Annotated in this window: 15 protein-coding genes; 8 read left to right on the top strand and 7 right to left on the bottom strand. The window is 51.8% G+C overall.

Going from position 1 to position 19,618, the window contains the following annotated elements; translation table 11 throughout:
* Positions 1–100 precede the first annotated feature (100 nt).
* On the bottom strand, positions 101–520 hold the full coding sequence (locus JQN73_RS09025) for a MerR family DNA-binding transcriptional regulator (protein ID WP_205322722.1): 420 nt from the start codon (positions 518–520) through the stop codon (positions 101–103).
* Positions 521–872: 352 nt separating this feature from the next.
* On the opposite strand from JQN73_RS09025, the gene JQN73_RS09020 reads away from it, so the two are divergent.
* The 5 genes from JQN73_RS09020 (at position 873) to JQN73_RS09000 (ending at position 9,719) form a co-directional block, all read left to right on the top strand.
* A complete protein-coding gene (locus JQN73_RS09020; protein WP_205322721.1) occupies positions 873–5,144 on the top strand; it encodes a hypothetical protein in 4,272 nt (1,423 codons plus the stop codon).
* A gap of 169 nt (positions 5,145–5,313) precedes the next feature.
* A complete protein-coding gene (locus JQN73_RS09015) occupies positions 5,314–5,943 on the top strand; it encodes an ATP-binding cassette domain-containing protein (RefSeq protein WP_370551357.1) in 630 nt (209 codons plus the stop codon).
* Positions 5,944–6,219: 276 nt separating this feature from the next.
* Entirely contained in the window at positions 6,220–7,284 is a 1,065-nt protein-coding gene (locus JQN73_RS09010; protein ID WP_205322720.1) for an MBL fold metallo-hydrolase, read from the top strand.
* A gap of 57 nt (positions 7,285–7,341) precedes the next feature.
* A complete protein-coding gene (locus tag JQN73_RS09005) occupies positions 7,342–7,662 on the top strand; it encodes an antibiotic biosynthesis monooxygenase (protein ID WP_205322719.1) in 321 nt (106 codons plus the stop codon).
* A gap of 659 nt (positions 7,663–8,321) precedes the next feature.
* Entirely contained in the window at positions 8,322–9,719 is a 1,398-nt protein-coding gene (locus tag JQN73_RS09000) for an amino acid permease (RefSeq protein WP_205322718.1), read from the top strand.
* 147 nt (positions 9,720–9,866) lie between these two features.
* Here JQN73_RS09000 and JQN73_RS08995 read toward each other — a convergent pair whose 3' ends face one another.
* From JQN73_RS08995 to argS, 4 genes are all read right to left on the bottom strand, one after another.
* Entirely contained in the window at positions 9,867–10,646 is a 780-nt protein-coding gene (locus tag JQN73_RS08995; RefSeq protein ID WP_205322717.1) for an SDR family oxidoreductase, read from the bottom strand.
* Positions 10,647–10,854: 208 nt separating this feature from the next.
* Positions 10,855–11,568: a thiol:disulfide interchange protein DsbA/DsbL gene (locus JQN73_RS08990; protein WP_205322716.1), complete on the bottom strand. Its 714-nt coding sequence runs from the start codon at positions 11,566–11,568 to the stop codon at positions 10,855–10,857.
* A 149-nt stretch (positions 11,569–11,717) separates the two neighbouring features.
* A complete protein-coding gene (locus tag JQN73_RS08985) occupies positions 11,718–12,425 on the bottom strand; it encodes an SPOR domain-containing protein (protein WP_205322715.1) in 708 nt (235 codons plus the stop codon).
* A 122-nt stretch (positions 12,426–12,547) separates the two neighbouring features.
* Entirely contained in the window at positions 12,548–14,314 is a 1,767-nt protein-coding gene (gene argS / locus JQN73_RS08980) for an arginine--tRNA ligase (protein ID WP_205322714.1), read from the bottom strand.
* 372 nt (positions 14,315–14,686) lie between these two features.
* Here argS and JQN73_RS08975 point away from each other — a divergent pair, with 372 nt between their 5' ends.
* Positions 14,687–15,283, top strand: a complete 597-nt coding sequence (locus tag JQN73_RS08975) for a nitroreductase family protein (RefSeq protein WP_205322713.1) — start codon at positions 14,687–14,689, stop codon at positions 15,281–15,283.
* 101 nt (positions 15,284–15,384) lie between these two features.
* Here JQN73_RS08975 and JQN73_RS08970 read toward each other — a convergent pair whose 3' ends face one another.
* Positions 15,385–16,284 (bottom strand): DMT family transporter, encoded by a 900-nt coding sequence (locus JQN73_RS08970; RefSeq protein ID WP_205322712.1) that lies wholly within the window; start codon positions 16,282–16,284, stop codon positions 15,385–15,387.
* A gap of 280 nt (positions 16,285–16,564) precedes the next feature.
* Here JQN73_RS08970 and JQN73_RS08965 point away from each other — a divergent pair, with 280 nt between their 5' ends.
* Entirely contained in the window at positions 16,565–17,764 is a 1,200-nt protein-coding gene (locus JQN73_RS08965; protein ID WP_240162486.1) for a glycosyltransferase, read from the top strand.
* 2 nt (positions 17,765–17,766) lie between these two features.
* Entirely contained in the window at positions 17,767–18,315 is a 549-nt protein-coding gene (locus JQN73_RS08960; protein WP_240162485.1) for a hypothetical protein, read from the top strand.
* On the opposite strand, the gene JQN73_RS08955 is transcribed toward JQN73_RS08960, so the two are convergent.
* On the bottom strand, positions 18,312–19,571 hold the full coding sequence (locus JQN73_RS08955) for an acyl-CoA dehydrogenase family protein (protein WP_205322711.1): 1,260 nt from the start codon (positions 19,569–19,571) through the stop codon (positions 18,312–18,314). The two genes, JQN73_RS08960 and JQN73_RS08955, sit on opposite strands and share 4 nt — an antisense overlap.
* Positions 19,572–19,618 lie beyond the last annotated feature (47 nt).

The following is a 19,618-nucleotide window of genomic DNA, read 5'->3' as shown; positions in this document are numbered from 1 at the left end:
GTCTCCTCCGTTGTGGCAATTGAGCGAATACAAATTACGCATTGCAATTGCAGATTTATGGTCCAAAATTACTATTCGAATTCTATGCTTGAAACGCCATTCAGATACCTTGCTCAGGAACGGCTTTTTGCCTACTAAACTGGTCGGTTTTCAATAATCTGATGCATTCAAGTTCGTGCACCGAAATCTCTGCCAACGTGACTTCAATGTCCTCGCGCTGCTGCTCCAGCATTTCTCGATGACGCGCCAATACCGCCTGAAAGCGCTCAAGTTGGCTGGCGGTGTCTTTTGGCGAATCGTACATATCCACCAGGCTCTTAATTTCCAGCAAGGTCAAACCCAGCCGCTTTCCGCGCAACGTCAACTTTAAACGGGTGCGCTCACGCGCGGCATAAACCCGATTACGACCGCCCGCACCTTCGCGCGCAGGACTGAGCAACCCCTGGTCTTCATAGAACCGGATAGCCCTTGGGGTGATATCAAATTCGTGCGCAAGTTCGGTAATCGTATAAGTGGGCATAAGCGGAGACGGTGTAAAGGTTTCAAGGCTGAGTGGCATGCAGCAGGAGAAACAAGTTTAAATGACGCAGAGCTGAATGCGCTAAGTTATCCGCAGTTAACGTTAACGTCAATCAAATTTTTATCTATTTGGTTCAAATTTTGGTCGATGCAACCTTTGTGATGGATCGAATTTTGATATCAACTAAAAGAGTTAATGTTGAACAATAAACATATGGAATTACGTCAGGAGTAAAAATCTTATCTTTTCACTTTCCGGATCCGCAGCTCGCCATTCAACCGTTAGGCAACTGGAATTGTCGACCTCTTCATGCAATCCCCAAGCGTTGCGATCGACATTCTCATCAGAGATTGTGAATGTTCAAAATGTTAACTTTGATCCAGGAGAAGGAAAAAACCTGCTGACATCGGCAAAAGACATTATCTATTGGCGTAAATACATTGAAGATGACGCGGAAACCTGCGATCGGCATTCGGAAGATGCAATTAATAGACAGCAAACACTTTTCGATGAAAATGGTATCTCTTACGACCTTGGAAATAACAGTGAAGAGAGTAGCGATAGCGAAATCGACGTAAATTCAACTGTTTATTACTATAAACGACGTAAGCTGGACTATTCGTTGATCCCCTTATATACCCATGACTCAAACGAGGGTTTTAACCATCGCTTCAGGTATGACGGTGATCGTGGCCGTATCAGCAATCCTGAATGCATCGGTGAACTGGCAGACGTTATCGAATCACTCCCTTCAGCGCGGGGAGCCACGCTATATCGCGGTGGGTCAGGTTCCCGTGGAACATCGGGTGCGCATTTCAGGACAGGAGCTATTAAAATTGGCGATCACCTCGTCAATACTGAGTTCACGTCCTTTACCGAAAATCCTTATATTGTTAAACGCTTCTTCGGTAATAATCCCGCAGGCGCACCGGGGAAATTTGAACTCGACAACACCTCGGTAGTTTTCATATTAGAAGACCATGAGGACGCCCGCGCTATAGGGCCGCTCTCGGCAACGCCAGAGGAAGCGGAGTCTCTGTATAACCCGGGACATAATTTTATAGTGACGGATATTCAGGAACTAACAGTCGATGGACACCCTCTGGTTCAGGTGCGACTTAGTGAAAGTATGGGCGACGCGTTATCTGCGAATACATTTGATTTACGTACCGGCGACCGATTTGACCGGGGCACCATGACGAAAAGAATTGGAGAAGAATATACGGAAAGATTTTTTGAACATTATCCTGCGCCAATCACATCAGGTGATGTCAATCAAAAATCTGTAAGCTCCACAGGATCAGCTCCTGAGGAAGCCGCCCACTCACATGACGCTTACACTTCTGAATTGGACGGTGCCAGTGGAGCACAAGAAAATACCTCTGACCAAATACCTAATGCCCGCCCTACCAAACCCAAGCTGATTGGGGGCGGAGCGGGGGCGAGCAGCGTTCAATCCAGCGTATGTGCACCCGTCTCGGATAAAGTGCCGGATAATCAACATCATGAGCAAGGTGGAAATTCGCCCGGCCTAACAACCTCATCAAACAAGCCAGATGATCATAAACTACAAATATTCAAACAAAAGATAGAAACAGCGCCTGATTTATTACAAGAGCAATTAAATAAGATTGCAGAAGTAAACTCAAAACGTCAACGCATCTTATCGGTTGGTAATGAGCGCTATCAAAAAATGCATAATGAACTGCGGGAACCCCTCGCTGCTGCCAGGGCCTTGAAAGAAAGTGACGCAGCTTTAAATCAGTTTGAGCAAGAAAGCAAAGATCGCCTGCTGGCCGATATCCAATTCAGCCTTCGGCATGGCACGATCCTTAAGGATGAGACGCCAGACCGTTCCGCACTGCTGCTCGCCCCGCATGTGATCGGCGCGCTGCACGGTCTGCGACCTGGACAAGGCGTTGTGCTGCGCGACAATCAGGACAGATTTTGGCGTTATGTGGATGAAAATATAGGAGGAACTCCCCTTTTCTCCCGGAAAATATGCGTCACCACGCCCCCCGGCGATATTATCGTCATGCTACCCCGGGCGCGTAAATTAACGGATCATAGCGTCGCGGTAAGGAGGCTTGACGTCGCGCTTTCAGAAGAAAGTATTCCTGAACCAAAACCGCATACACATGGCCGTTTTTTTGTCTGTGTCGCGCCGGACGTCGGCAAAAAGGAAAAATGGGCGGAAATTCCTCGTGGCGAATACCGCCAAGGTGAGATGCAGGAGCAGTTATTTCAGGCGCTCACCGCTGGTTTCAACATGTCAAACCAGAATAAAGATTTCCGCCGCGCATCTCTCCTGGATCCTCAGACTTTGCGCGATAGCGCCGAAAAAGCTTTCACTCTCGGCCTGACGGGAGCTAATCAGATTGCAAACCAGTATGCGCGACATCAACAGTACGCGCTCTATTTAGACGCGAGCGATGCGTTATGGCAGGCGCTCGAAGCTAACGCGGAAACCAAACTTAACAGTATTTATATTCTTGATACTGTCTATCGAAACGTCCTGGATAAAATGGCGGAAGCGCCGGATCAATTGGCTCTACTATTAACGGAAGACCGAAACAAGGGATATAACATCAACCGAAAATTATCCGAATTAGCATGGGAATTTCACACAGTGCGCTCTGCTTCACCTTATCCGCTTGACCCGGAAATGGACCGCTTTTTATCGGATTATTTGACGGTACTATTCGATTTACGTGACGCTGGCTTCCTGTCGAATAAAGCGCTATTCGAAAGTTTGTCTCGAGGAAATACGGCATCACTCTTGCAAACGCTCAAAGACGTATCGTGTTCGCCTAGGTTAGCTCAACTGCAGCGCGAGGTACAAGCCCAGCGAATCGATCACGCTCCGCCATCATGTTCAACCTTCAATGCGACATTACTGACCAGGAAAATAAAGGCGTTGGCAGGAACCCCGCTACTGACTCCGGAAGAGGCCACGCGTCGCTACGAAAATGCGAAACCGAAAGACCCGAGAAAAGACCCTGGATATACGCAACATCTGGCAGCGCGTGAACAACAAATTCGGAACCGAGGTTTTAACAAAGAGGTAGCGCGAAATAAGATGGCGCTGGATGACGTGATGCTTGAGCTTCAGTTTAATGCGGATAAAACATCAATCGGCATACTCGAATATCAACTAGAAAAAGCACAATCAGCACTCACTCAGGCCGTGAAGAAAAATAAGGCTGAACTTGAGCAGACCAATGCCCTTACGGAGGACGCTGATGAAGATTTTCTGAAACTGCGCTCTTCGCCAACCCTTTATGGTCCCATGCATTATTCTGCTACCTACCTCTCTCCGATTTTGAGCGATCCGGAAGCAGCGTCACGCGATATTCAGGAACACATTCGAAAAAAGAACAATGTCCGTCGACCATCTTTGATGAGCATTCCTACGGTCAGCGCACTTGACCAGCCACAACCTGATACCCACGCCGCGCCCCTCGACGACTTGGAACAAAGTAAAAATAGAGTACAGGGCAGCGTCAGTTTAAGCAGCTTACCTTCAATCGAGAGCCTTGCCCTTGCGGCCTGTCCTGAGCATCATCTGCAGGCTACGCAAAATCAGCCGTCGAAAGCTCTCAGCCTGAGCAGCTTACGGTCCGAGCCTGACCTTGTTGTCCGATCAGGATCGACTCCCGAGGAAAATTTGCGAACCACTCATCAACCGCGTCACGCTCTGAGCATGAGCAGCCTGCCTTCAGCGCAGAACCTGGCCGATCGAGCAGGATCAACTCCCGAAGAGATTTTGCCAGCGACGCATCAAACTCGTCATGCTCTGAGCATGAGCAGCTTAGTTTCAACCCCGAATCTGGTGGCTCATACGGCAGCGAGTCCCAACGAGAACTTGCAAGCGACTCATCAACCGCATCACGTTGTCAGCATTAACAGGCTACCGTCAATGCCGAGCCTATCGCCGCCGATGTCGACGCAGATTCGTGACGGTACGGGGAAAAATCACATCGACAGTGCTGCCAGCATGCGCCGCCTCGCTTCAGAAAATCGCTTGGACGACACATCACATGCGCGAATCTCTTCAGTCAGCAGAGAGACCTTTTTACCGCGCCCGGGACATATGCAAACCCTTAGCCGCATGCTTTCGAACAGCCGATTGAATCGAACAAAGCTTGCAAATTTGCCTAATATGTCACTCCCTGAAGGAACGATAGCGTTGCCGCTCAATGCAACAATCGATGGCAGTACTGTCTCTATACCAGCGCAGGTCAATTGGGGGGACTTGGTTGACCAGAAGATAACTGTACGTGTGAGGGTTGGCGCAAATCACCCTATTTTGATTAACCAGGCTAAAAATCTACCTCTCGCAAGTATAGCGCCGGAGCCAAATTTCCCAGATCCGAACACAAAGATTGCCCGTGCGCCATCGTTGCCAACGCTAATTGAAATATCCAGCACGGATTCCCGGGGCATTGGCCTGACGTTCGCTCATCGCAACGTTCAGCAAAGCGCGTTTTTTGTGGCCAATCGAGCAGGCGGAGTGATCAAAATCCGGATGGACGATCATTCTGAATTGGGCGAGCTGACTATCGATCCACATCCACTAAAAATACGTGACACCAGACAAGAAACTGGTCTAGAAAACCCGTAACAAAACTTCTCCGCACCCACTGATAAATTAATAGTTATTGTTTATCGATGGTTGTTACAACCTACGACGCCAGTAAATCGTCAGCCAATTTGACAAATGCGCGGACCTGTTTCTACAATGCGAAGCATGTTATAAAACCAAAGAGGACAGCTCCATCGAACACTCCGCCATTGCCACATCCCCGGTCCTGCAAATTGATGGCCTATCCTTCCGTTACCCGGATCGCGCCGTCTTTACTGATTGGTCCGGATCTATTCCTTCTGGCGTGACACTCATACGTGGAGGCGAAGGCTCAGGCAAGACTACTCTGCTGCGTTTAATGGCGGGCGATCTGGTGCCCGATCAAGGACTATTGCAGATAAACGATATTCGCCTGGACGATCAACCTGTCAGCTATCAGCGCCAGGCGTTCCGGGTCGATGTGCAGTCGGAAGCGTTCGATCAACTGACGCCGACGGCCTATTTCGCTTCGTTACACGAGCGTTACCCCGCTTTTGATGAGGTCCTGCTGGCCGAACTGATCGAAGGTTTATCGCTGATGCCGCATCTGGATAAAAATCTTTACATGCTGTCCACCGGATCAAAGCGCAAAGTATGGCTTGCTGCGGCCTTTGCTGCGGGTGCAACCGTGACGCTGTTGGACGATCCTTTTGCGGCGCTCGATAAGGGTTCCATACGTTTCGTAATGCGCTTTCTGGACAAGATGGCGAATCACTCTACGCGTGCCTGGATCATATCCCATTACGAAACGCCTTGCACCGCGCCGCTCGCCGCCGTTATCGATTTGGGCGGAGAATAAATCTTGAAGCCACGCTTGCAGGTATGCCGAGACCAGCAACCTCCTAAGACGCAACAATCAGGAGGTAATGCGCAAAAACCGTGGACCATCCAACACAACGTTATCTTCCGTGGCAGAATTAAGCCAATTGATTTTTTCAGAGAAAATTAAATGGTTGCATTCGGCAAGCCCGGGCAGCACCATTTCGATCTAACATTTCCGATTGTGTCGTGTCCCGCATTCGATTTCGCGCATCAACCCGCCAGCTCATCTGCTCAACCCTTATGGATGCCTTAAATGAATGCCCTTGAAGCCCAGCTTGATTACGCTTTTGCAGATAATTTGCCCGAGGTTGGCAGCACGCTAGAGGTCGCCCCCGGCGTACGTTGGTTACGCATGGCGTTACCGTTTGCACTTAACCATATTAATTTATGGCTTCTGGAAGACAGCATCGAAACACCCCACGGCACCCAACATGGCTGGACCATCATCGATTGCGGCATCTCCAACGATGCGACCCGAAGCGCATGGGAAAGTATTTTCGCGACACAATTAAATGGCTTACCTGTACTCCGCGTTCTGGTAACGCATTGCCATCCTGATCATGTAGGTTCGGCGGACTGGCTCTGCCAGCGCTGGCAAGCACCTTTATGGATGAGTTCTGGTGAGTATTTTTCGGCGCGCATGATGTCAGCTGCGTTGCCGGGCTCCGATGGGAGTGCGATGTTGCCGCATTTTGAGATGCACGGAATGCGCGACCCGGAAGTCATTGCGAAAGTAGGGCAACGTAAATCCTATTATCCGGACATGGTCCCCGCGGTTCCTCACGCCTATCATCGATTACATGATCAGCAACTGTTTCGCATCGGCGCGCATGAATGGCGGGTGATCACCGGCTTTGGTCATGCGCCCGAGCATGTGGCGCTGTATTGCGCAGATCTGAACGTACTGATAGCGGGCGATATGGTGTTGCCGCGGATCTCGACCAATGTCTCGGTATTTGCGATCGAGCCAGAGTCTAATCCGGTCCGGCAATATCTCGAATCACTTGAAAAATACCGCGATCTCCCGGCCACAACTCTGGTGTTGCCGTCTCACGGCAAACCGTTCCGTGGCTTACAGACGCGCATTGATCAGCTCAATGCGCACCACCATGACCGACTGGCTGAAGTAGTGGAGGCATGCGCCACTCCACAGTCTGCCAGCGATATTGTGCCGATCATGTTTCCCCGCGCTCTAGACGCGCATCAAATGACGTTCGCACTGGGTGAAGCGCTGGCGCATCTGCATAAATTATGGTTTGACGGCGTGCTTACGCGGCGTATGGATGCCGACAATATCTATCGCTTTCAGACGCATTGACGCATCCGGCGCGTTGTTTATTCTGGCGCGCTCACCCCTCCCATAGATAGGATCGCCATGATCGCCGCAACGCCAGTTCCGCCCTATTATGCCGTTATCTTTACCAGTTTGAAAACCGCCAATGATCAGGGTTACGACGCCATGTCGGATCGTATGGTGGCTTTGGCGCAGCAGCAACCCGGCTTTCTCGGCATTGAATCTGCGCGAGAATCGGTTGGCATCACCGTTTCCTACTGGACCTCGCTCGAAGCGATCCGGGCCTGGAAAGCGCATGCAGATCATTTGATCGCGCAACATTCAGGTCGCGCTGAATGGTATTCCCACTATAAAACCCGGATAGCCAGGGTTGAACGCGATTATGACTTCGAATCTGCCTGACTCACAGCGCAGAGAACCAAAACTTTTGGGGTCCCTTACCTTTAGGCTGCCTCCACTCCTGCATAAAAAGAAGGTGCCGAGATAAGCCAAAGCCGTATCTTCATCACGCTGGCGTGGATTTGGGATGCGAGGTATGAGAGAATAAGGAAAAATTTCCATGCGGAAATCTTTCCTTATTAATTTTGCTTATTAATTTTGCTTATTGATTCGCTCATTGATTTCGTTTGCTCACCTCGCTTGCCAGGCACGCGCTGGTCAGGGCGGAAAAGGCTCACCGCGGTCCGTTGCTTAATTGGCCTTTCCGCTTATTTAGTTTGCTCAAGCTATTTCGCACATTACTCACGCTCACCTGCAAGCACGACCACCTCACCCTATATTAATCGTTTCGGGCCAGGGCATCCGTAGTCGGCAATCGCGGATGTCACGACCATTCGAGCGACGAATCCCGGCGTCGCCTTTTCCGCACTCCCCAAACAAAATTACAGCGGCCATAACAGTCAATTTTATCAATGCAGCTGCGTATTTTACGTGTCTCTGCGAATGGCGCAGTGCTGTTCCCGATGCCCGACACCCCATTCCCGTTCTTCGCCCTTCCACACAATCGATCTCAAACTTATCGGGTAATTGAGACGCCGTACTATCTTCACAGGAGAAGTTTCATGAGTTTGTTTCGCACCAAGAATCTGGATCAAATGATTCTCGATAGTCAGAACAACACCAGCGGCCTCAAACGCACACTGGGGCCACTCGATCTAACCTTGCTCGGCATCGGTGCGATCGTCGGTACCGGTATTTTCGTCCTGACCGGGACCGGTGCCCTGCTCGCTGGGCCTGGCTTATCGCTGTCCTTCATCCTCGCCGCTGTGGCATGCGGGTTCGCGGCATTGTGTTACGCCGAGTTTTCTTCAACCGTGCCGGTTTCCGGTTCGATTTACACCTACAGCTACGCCACCATGGGAGAACTGGTCGCATGGATGATCGGCTGGGATCTATTGCTGGAATACGGGCTGGCGTCCTCTGCAGTCTCGGTTGGCTGGTCAGGTTACTTTCAGTCGTTGCTGTCGGGTTTTGGCATTCATATACCAGCCCTGTTGAGCGCGGCACCCGGCTCGTTGCCCGGGGTTGAAACCTGGTTCAATCTGCCTGCCTTCATCATTTTGCTGGTGGTCACCGCACTGCTATCAATTGGCGTACGCGAATCAGCACGCGCCAATAACATCATGGTGTTTATCAAGTTGGCGGTGGTGGTGTTGTTCATCGTCGTCGGTGCGAACCACGTCCAACCGGCTAACTGGAAGCCGTTTTTACCCTTTGGTTATCAGGGCGTGTTTAACGCGGCAGCGATTGTGTTTTTTGCATTTATCGGCTTTGACGCCGTAACCTCGGCGGCGGAGGAGGTGAAGCGTCCTGCCCGCGATTTGCCCATTGGCATCATCGCTTCGCTCACGGTCTGCACAATCCTGTACGTCGTCGTCGCCAGCATTATGACCGGCATCGTTCCGTACGAAAAATTTCTCGGCGTTGATCACCCGGTTTCACTGGCCTTGCAATATGCCGGTGAAAACTGGGTTGCCGGCTTTGTCGATTTAGGCGCGATTATTGGAATGACAACCGTGATTTTAGTGATGACTTATGGTCAAACACGGATTCTCTTTGCGATGTCACGAGATGGACTGTTACCCAAAAAACTATCCGAGGTGCATCCACGGTTTGCGACACCGTTTTTTACCACCTGGTTAGTCGGCGTTGTGTTTGCGCTCATCGCGGCGGTTGTGCCTTTAGGCGTCCTGGCGGAGTTAATTAATATCGGGACATTGATGGCATTTTCGTTGATTTCAGCGGCGGTCCTGATCTTCCGCAGAACCCGGCCAGATATCAAACGTCCTTTCCGTTGCCCCGGCGTCCCGTTCGTGCCGCTCGCCGCGATCTTTTTCTGCGTATTTTTGATGCTGCATTTGCAGGCAGTGACGTGGATGGCTTTCGGCTGCTGGCTGTTGATCGGTTTGGCGGTGTATTTCGGTTATGCGCGCAAGCACTCATTGTTGCATCCGAAATAAACGTTGCTTATTCTGGCCTCTCCTTTCGATAGGAGTGGCTGAAATAAAAAAGGGTGTCCGATACTTGCGGTATCGGACACCCTTTCTTTTTTTGCACGGATACAGAAATAAAGCGGGTACTTACACTCTTGATTTACTCCCCGCTGCCTAGACTTTGCGTGCCTTGTGCGGTGCCTTGGCAAATACCGCATCGTATAACCAGTCTGGCAGAACACGCAATAATTTTGCCACAAACCCCATCTGCCATGGAATGACCTGATAACTGCTTCCACTGGTAATTGCAGCGCTGGCCTGGGCTGCAAACTCCGGAGCTGGCATTAAAAATGGCATCCGATATTGATTGACCTGCGTCATCGGCGTATCGATATAACCCGGCACCAACGTCACGACCTTGATACCGCTGGCACGCAATTCAACGCGCAACGATTCACAATAATGCATGACCGCTGCTTTCGAGCCGCTATAGGCACCCGCCCCCGGCAAGCCGCGGATACCGGCAACGCTACCGATGCCTACCAACCGGCAGTCACGCTGCCCGGCTAACGCCTGTTGCTTCATGGTCGCGATAAATGGGCTGAAGGTTGCGACGGTGGCCAACATGTTGGTGGCGAACACGGACTCGAACACTTTTTGGTCCTCTGCGAATTCGGTCAATGTGCCTTGCGAAATCCCTGCGCTGGCAATCACTACATCGATCCCATTGCCCTCGGCGATAAAATCGGCCGCAGCGATACGCAAGGCCTCGTGGTCATTCACATCCAGTACATATAAATGATGGCGTTCAGGATGTGGCAAACGATCTCGCACTAGTTGCAAGGGCTGGCGGCGACGGCCCACCAATCCTACCGTAGCGCCCTGTGCCGCATATTGTAAGGCCAGCGCCGCACCGATACCGCTTGACGCGCCGGTGATAAATACACGTTGCATAAAATATCCTAAGAGGTGTCCTAAAAAAAATCCGCCCTCTACCGATATGGAAAGGGCGGACTATTTACAACTTATTTAAGACTGGGTGGCGATCCTGTCAGCAGGCCCAAACACCGCTTTAATGCGATTGGCACTTGGGGACCGTCGCCGGGTTACTAATGATATCTATCGGTTAACCCATGGAAGACGTAAGCAGATATCGCCGGATTTATTTTTTTGCCTGTGCCGGAGGAGCAGGTGTTTTATTTTTTTCCGCAGTCGCTTTGGCAATCAGGGAATCCACCACCTGCAAGGTTGCAGCAAACAATACTGGCTCTGAGACATTGCCCATCGCGGTCCCGACTATGGATGGCGCAGTCAGGAAGCGACCATCAATCGCAATCATCGGCACGCCATCGATTTTATAGGCGTTTTGCAGTTGCGTTGCGCGCATCGCCTTGGATTGAACGCCAAACGAGTTATACACCTCAGTAAACTTGGCTTTGTTCAAGCCTTGCTTGACCGCGAAATCAAGAATCGTTGCATCGGTATCCAGGCGCTGGTGCTGAACATGAATCGCATCAAATACCTTTTTATGCATTCCAGGGACCTGGCCCATTACTTCCAGCGTGTAATACAGTTTTTGTTGCGGTAAAAAACGTGGATCAAAAGAAATAGGCACCCGTTTGAAATCGATCTTGTCTCCTTGCTTGGCGACCCATTGTTCCAGTTCCGGCTCCAGCGCGAAACAATGCGGGCAGCTGTACCAGAAGAATTCGGTCACTTCAATTTTTTTGCCTGAATCGGTAGGCTGCGCGGTGTCTAAGATTTTGTAATCTGTGCCAGCGACCGGAGCCGCAGGCGAAGCGCTCGCCGATGCGGCGACGAAACCAAGAGTAAGACTAAGGCCGACGATGGCGACTGCACGTTGCAAAAAACGCATAGAAATTCCTTATTCGAATGATAGACAGTGCGCAATTTCCAGTGTCAGAAATTGCGCTGAAAAATTATATTGCAAACATTCTGATCTCGACATCCCTCCTCTCGTTTTAATCACCAAAGGTGAGGAGGATGTCGGTCCGAACGTCTGCTTTATTTTGCCGAACGCACTACAGCGGTACTAATGCCACTATCAGACAACTTACTACGCATACGGTTCATTGTATCGAGGCTACTAAATGAACCAATGCGCACCCGATATAAAGAGCCATTGTCGGACGGTCGTTCGCTGACCCGCGCTTCGAAACCCTGCAAAGCTAATCGGGCGCGTGCACTTTCCGCTTCTGCCTGTTCGCGGAAGGCACCTATTTGCAGGTAGTAAATCCAGTGATCATCCGCATTGTCGGTCTTGGCGGTCGCAATGTCGGAAGCGGCTTTTTTGGCTTTATCCGAAGTCGTCTTATCAATGATCGGAGCTTTGGCTTCCTGCTGCTTTTCCTGAATCTTTTGACCGATCAGATCCGGGGCCGTCGGCGGGACTACTACCGGATTAACGGTACGATCCGGGATCGCCAGCGGGGCCGAAGTAGCAGGAGTTGCAGGAGTCGCTGCGATCGCGGGAGTGGAGGCCTGACCACGGTTACCGTAAAGCGGTTTGTTGGGATCGGACAGTTGCTCCGGTGCAGTGATGATGTCCGAAGGCTTATCTACCTTAGGGGCTTTGTTTGTGAATGGGGTTGGCGTTTTGGTAATCATGATCGCGACAACCACCGCAATCGCCAAACCAACAATCAGGCCGAGAATCACACCGACCAATGTACCGCCAGCTTGCTTTTTTTTGCGTTTGTTAATTTTGCTCATACTTCCACGTCCCTCGTTACATGAGATTTGATGCGATTAGATGTGCTTTTAAATTCAATCCGCATCTGTCTTAGATCCAGCAATTCACCGCGATCGAAAACAGACTAACACCGAATACCGTCTTAGCTTTCCGCAACAATCTCGACCGGATCGCGCAACATGCGATTCGGTGCTGAAATACCAATCAATGCCATCCCGTTGCGCAGCACCTGACGCGTTGCCACCATCAACGCCAGACGCGCCAACTTGAGCGCAGCGTCGTCAACCAGTACACGTTCAGCATTGTAATAGCTATGGAGTTCACCGGCCAGATCCCGCAAATAGAACGCGACCTGATGCGGGCCCAGCTCTTCCAACGCGTGCTCCAGCATATCCGGGTAGGCAGCAAGCTTTGCCATCAATGAGGCTTCGCGGGGTGCCGTCAGTAAACTCAGATCAACTCCACCCAACGTCGACTCATCGCCGTCCCATTGTGCCAGCACCGAACAGATCCGCGCATGCGCCATTTGTACGTAATACACGGGATTTTCGTCGGATTGCGACAACGCCAGGTCAACATCGAATACGAATTCAGTATCCGCCTTGCGGGAAATCAGGAAGAACCGCACGGCATCGCGACCACGCGTCAAATCGCGGGAACCGTCCGGTGCCACCGCATCGCCAGATGACCACTCGATCAGGTCGCGCACCGTGACGTAAGAACCGGCGCGCTTGGAAATTTTCACTTCCTCGCCGTTTTTCATGACGGTGACCATTTTATGCAGAACGTAATCCGGATAACCCTGTGGAATGCCCGCATTAACCGCTTGCAAGCCAGCGCGGACACGGGCGATCGTGCCGTGATGATCGCTGCCCTGAACGTTGATCACCTTACCGAAGCCGCGTTGCCACTTGACAATATGGTAGGCCACGTCCGGTACGAAATAGGTATACGTACCATCCGATTTCTTCATCACCCGATCTTTGTCATCACCGTAGTCGGTGGTGCGCAACCATAGGGCGCCATCCAGTTCGTAGGTTTTTCCGGCTGCGATCAGGGTCTCGACAGCATTGTTTACCTTGCCGTCTTTATACAGCGACGATTCAAGGTAATAGTTGTCAAACTTCACGCCAAACGCCTGCAAATCCAGATCCTGCTCGCGGCGCAGATAAGTCACGGCGAACTTGCGGATCGATTCAATATCGTTCAGATCGCCGCTGGCCGTAACCGGCTCGCCGTCACTCGCTTCGACGGTCTTCTTCGCAAGAAAATCGCGTGCAATATCTGCAATATAATCACCGTTATAGGCCGACTCGGGCCAATCGGTGTCGCCGGGTTTCAGGTCTTTAGCGCGGGCTTGAACTGAGGTGGCTAATGTTGCAATCTGCACACCAGCGTCGTTGTAATAAAACTCACGCGTGACGTCGTAACCTTGCGTCTGAAACAACGATGACATGGCGTCACCCAGCGCGCCCTGGCGTCCATGACCGACGTGCAACGGCCCCGTTGGATTTGCGGAAACAAATTCAACCAATACTTTTTTACCTTCGCCGACGTTACTTTTGCCGAACGCATTTCCCTGTTGCAATACTAGTTTGACCACTTCCTGCCTGGCAGCGGCCGTCAGGCGTAAATTGATAAAGCCGGGGCCCGCGATGTCTGCGGATGCAATCACGGCAACATGGGAAGGATTAGCCATCACGGCAGCAACCAGCGTTTGCGCCAGTTCACGCGGATTTTTTTTCAGCGCCTTCGCCAGTTGCATAGCAATGTTACAAGCGATGTCGCCATGTGCCGGGTCACGCGGACGCTCTAACGTGACAGTTGGGTGTAGGTCCGTGCCAACAATAATCGGCTGCAGTGCGGTGGTGAAGAGGTCGATAATCTGTTGTTTTTGTTGCGCAAGCATGGAATTTCCGTTCAGTGGATCGGTTAGCCGACCGAAATGATGGGATTAATGTCCCGAATTAATTTGCGTTAATTCAGCATCTAAGTCGACCGATTATACCGGCTAAGCGGCCAATTTCCGCTTCGCTACAATTGAGAACCTCATCAAACAAACACCTTGGGGCTAAATTCGACGCGATCTGCACGCATTAAAAACTGCTGATAAGATGGCAACCTGCCAGAAAATTCTGGCGATTAGCGGTCCTGTTGGGGACCGCAGGACCTTTATGATTCGCAATTATGTCCGTGCCAACCCTAATGATGGTCCTCGCGATTCCCGTGCTCTGCAGCCGCCGATCTGATATCTATTTGCCTCACCCTAACAGGAGTTTGTATGTCCGATTCAACCGCACGCGTTACCGACCACCCCATCGATCCGCAATTTATCAATCGCTGGTCACCACGTGCTTATACCAATGATGAAATCTCGGAACAAGAGCTTTTCAGCATTCTGGAAGCAGCTCGCTGGGCGCCGTCATCCTACAATTCTCAACCATGGCGCTTCGTATTTGCACGTCGCGGCACACCCCATTGGGATAAATTGCTAGGACTGTTGAACGACTTTAACCGCAGTTGGGCTGAAAAGTCTTCCGCGTTGGTGATAGTTTTATCAAAAACAACGTTCGCAGCACCGGGATCGACGGAAGAAAAGCCAGCGCCAACCCATTCGTTCGACGCCGGATCAGCCTGGGGCTATTTGGCATTGCAAGCGAGTCTGTCGGGCTGGCATGCACACGGCATGGCCGGTTTCGACAAGGAAAAAACACGGGTTGAACTAGCGATACCTGAAAATATTGCTATCGAAGCAGCGATTGCTATTGGCAAAATCGGTGACAAAGCCATGCTGCCAGCCGGTTTGCAAGAAAAAGAAGCACCGAGTCCGCGCTTGCCGCTGACAGCATTAGTGTCGGAAGGCACGTTCAAAGCCTAACTCGACTTAGAGTGAAGGGGCAAGTGGGAGGCTTCATCGGTCCCCTGTTGCCCTTCACTTGGTAGTGTACGCACCGCAGGAGCGGCTTGCATTCTGCGGCGTTAATACCGTCGCTGATTCACCATCACAATCCCCAACAGCACTAATATCGCCCCGATCGCAAACGGCAAACCCACCGGATCGTTGAGCAATAACACGCCAAAACCAACCCCAAATAGCGGGGTCAAAAACGAAAAGACCGATAAGCGGGAGGCCAGATAGCGCCGCAACATCCAGAACCATGTCAAAAAAGTGGCGAAAGCAATCACAACCGTCTGAAACAATAAGCTTGACCAGGTGACGGCGGTCATGGTCCCGATCGATGCCTGACCGGTCGCTAGAGCAAACCCTAGTAGTAATCCAGTCGCTATGACGAGTTGATACAACAAGGTCTTGCTGGCTGGAGCGGTCGACAGACAAGTGGTTTTGATCACAATAATGGTTGCTCCCCAAAACAGCGCCGCCGCCAGCCCCAGCGCATCACCCAGCAGGCTCGCCCATGTTGCCTCGCCGTCAAAAAATCCAGCCGCTAACGCAACCACGATGCCGACGAAAGCCGTTAGCACACCACACCATTGCATTCTCCCCAGGCCTTCCCCCGGCACCAGCCAATGCAGCGCCAGCACTGTAAAAATGGGCGCGCTGTATAGAAATACCGACATGTGTGACGCCGTCGTGTAATTCAGGCCGATCGAGACGCAGAGAAACTCACCGGCGAATAACGCCCCGGCTACCAAGCCGGGCCAAAAAGTCCCGTCACGCAGAGAAAACCCCTCGCCGCGCCAAAGCATGAAAAAACACACCAGCAATGCCGCACCGCCCGAACGCAACGCAATCTGCAACGTCGACGGCATCACAGGTAAAGCCAGTTTGACGGCCACCTGCTGAAAACCCCAGCACACACACAATAAGAGCATCAGACTGATGGCGAGGCCATCCAGGGGTTTGTGTTGCGTGGACATGGTTCTGCTTCCTGCTATTCAATTGGTTTTAACGCACACGGCAAATTGCATGGCGAATGTGGCGAATGGTAACGGCAACAGATTCTACGCCACGACCATTTATTGCTCTCGAACAATTGCGACATGAACCATCCTGATGTTCACATTCCTGACATAAACCGCAGGTAAACTATAAAAAATTCAGTGGCCGCCAAGCTGAACTGTGTAATGAGCGCCTTAATAGCTATAGCCGGAGTTAACCATTAATAGCACCACATCCGCGACAAAACGACGCAAGATCTTGTTGTTAAGTGTTTCAGCGGGCGCTGGACACACGCGCGCAGCGGAAGCGTTAAAAGCTTATGCGACAGGATATCCCGACATCGACATCGTGCATTGGGATGCGATGGCATATGTTTCTGCCGGTTTCCGCGCAATTTACACCGACTTTTACCTCCATCTTGTCAATCGCCATCCCACGGTGTGGGGTTACGTCTATCAAAAAAGCGACTGTGCACATCCCGATGCGACGATGCAGAAGCTGCGCCGAATGATGGAGCGTGTCAGCACCCGAAAATTACGCGCTGCCGTCAACCATTACGCGCCCGATGCCATTATTTGCACACATTTTCTACCAGCCGAGATGCTCTCGCGAGAAATCAGCAATCAGCGTCTCGCCTGTCCGGTATGGGTGCAGGTGACAGACTTTGACCTTCACAGCATGTGGTTGCAACCGCAGATGAAAGGCTATTTTGCCGCCAGCGAAGAAATCGCCTTCCGCATGCGCGCCAAAGCGATTCCCGCCACCTCGATCTATGTCACCGGCATTCCTGTGATGCCAGCCTTCTCACAAGAATTGCGTCGTGCGACATGCGCGGCCAGGTTCGGATTGGATCCGCTGCGTCCGATTGTTCTTCTGATGTCAGGCGGCGCAGGCATTGGCGAGCTCGATAAAACGGTAGAAAGTTTATTGGCCATCAAAGGTAACGGTTTAGAGAGAGATTTTCAGCTCGTAGCGTTGGCTGGCAAAAATATAGAGTTGTTGAACAGTCTTCAACAAATTGCCGCCCGGCATCCCCAGCGTCTGAAGGCTTGCGGATTTTCACATGAGGTTGAAAAGTTGATGGCCTGCGCCGATCTGGTCATTACCAAGCCCGGCGGTCTGACGACTTCCGAATGCCTTGCCATCGGGGTGCCGATGATTATCCATTCGCCGATACCGGGACAGGAGGAACGCAACGCTGATTATTTGCTGGAACAAGGCGCGGCGTTGAAAGCCGTTGACTTGACCGCGCTCAGTTATCGTCTGCAAATGTTGCTACAGCAACCGCATTTGTTAGCGCAACTACGCCAACGATGTCACGCACTAGGCCGTCCGCACGCCGGTCTGGCGGTGTTGAGTATCGTTTTCAGCCACCTTGACCGGCAGCAAGGCGCGCCCGTGCTGCCAACATTTACCCTACTCCCGCCCGTTCAAACATCCTGCCTGCAGGCACATTGACCATGCCCTTGACACAATTTCGTCGCCTGATGGGCATGCTCGTATGGACCACGCTGATGGCGTATTTTTTTGCCAATGTAGAAATACAGATAGAAGGTGGCGCGGGATGGGCTGCCAATTTGCCCACCTGGCGCATCGAGCATCACTGGCTACTCGACATCTTTTGGGGCGGTCGCGCCATGACCGGCTACCATGCCTGGATATTCCCCTTCATCGCATTGATGTTTCATTATCCGATCTGGTTCAATGGACGTTGGGACTGGCGCGCAGAAGCGCGCATCCTGGCTTGCGTCATGTTGTTCTGGATTAGCGAAGACTGGCTCTGGTTCCTGATTAATCCCGCGTTTGGTCTCGGTCGCTTCAATCCGGCGGACGTGCCGTGGCACAAACACTGGCTGGGGCCGGTGCCGGTTGATTATTGGGTATTTTCTTCGGTGGCAGTCGTACTGCTATGGTTGGCGGAGCGCAAGGGCGGCAAAAAAAATGCCGCTTCCGGTTCTACGCAGGCCATTGCCAAAGCGACAGGCCTGCGTATTTCCGAACCTTTTTAAGCTATCGGCAGGCGTTCAGGCGGCGTCAGATAAGCAGCCGTAGCGCCCGGAGTTTTCTGGCTATTTTTAATTTCCATACGTGCAATCGATTGTAAATGCACTTCATCGGGACCGTCTGCGTAACGCAGCGCGCGTCCCCAGGTCCAATGGTCGGCCAGCGGCGTGTCAGGGCTGATGCCCATCGCACCGAAAGTTTGCATGGCACGATCACACACCGTCGTGTGCACGGTGGGCACCAGCGCCTTAATCATCGAAATTTCCTTGCGGGCCGCCTTGGCGCCCACGCTATCAATCATCCATGCTGTTTTCAACACCAGCAAACGGGCTTGATCGATCTCAATGCGCGAACGCGCAATCCACTCAGAAACGATGCCGTGCTGATGTAAAAACTTCCCAAAAGTCTTGCGCTCCTGCGCACGCTCGATCATTAACTCCAACGCCAGCTCCGCCGCGCCGATGGAGCGCATGCAGTGATGAATCCGGCCTGGCCCCAACCGTGCCTGCGCCAGCGCAAAACCACTGCCCTCCTCACCCAGCAAATTGCTGACAGGAATACGCACATTTCGGAAGACAATCTCGCAATGTCCCTCCGGCGCATGATGATTCATGATGTCAATGTTACGCATGATCTCAACCCCGGCAGTCTCCCGGGGAATCAGAACCATGCTCTGCTGGTGATGCGGGTCAGCTTCAGGATCAGTCTTGCCCATCAGAATGAAAATGGTGCAAGTCGGATGCGCCGCATTGGTGATGAACCATTTACGACCATTGATCACGTAATCGTCACCGTCGCGTTGAATGGTGGTGGTGACGTTGGTGGCATCGGACGATCCAACCTCCGGCTCGGTCATGGCAAAAGCCGATCGGATTTTGCCATGCAGCAACGGCAATAACCATTGCTCGCGTTGCGCAGGATTAGCAAACATGTGCAGCAATTCCATGTTGCCGGTATCCGGCGCACTGCAATTGAACACTTCCGAGGCCCAACTGATGCGGCCCATGATTTCTGCGAGTGGGGCGTATTCGATATTACTCAAGCCAGTACCCGGCTCTCCATCTTGCAGATGGGGCAAAAACAAATTCCACAAGCCTTCCGATTGCGCCTGCGCTTTCAGCTCTTCCATGAACGAAACCGGAAAGATACCGGCGTGGACTTCCTCGTTGTACTGGCGCACACGCGGCAGGATATGCTGATCCATAAAATGCCGCACCCGCGTGCGCAGGTCTTCCACTTTCGCTGTGTATCCGAAATCCATGATCGCGTTTCCTCTTCAATATATAAGTGATATTCGCGCACTGGGCC

The sequence above is a fragment of the Glaciimonas sp. PAMC28666 genome, from assembly GCF_016917355.1.
GTDB lineage: Bacteria > Pseudomonadota > Gammaproteobacteria > Burkholderiales > Burkholderiaceae_D > Glaciimonas.
This window is presented reverse-complemented; position numbering and strand designations above follow the sequence as displayed.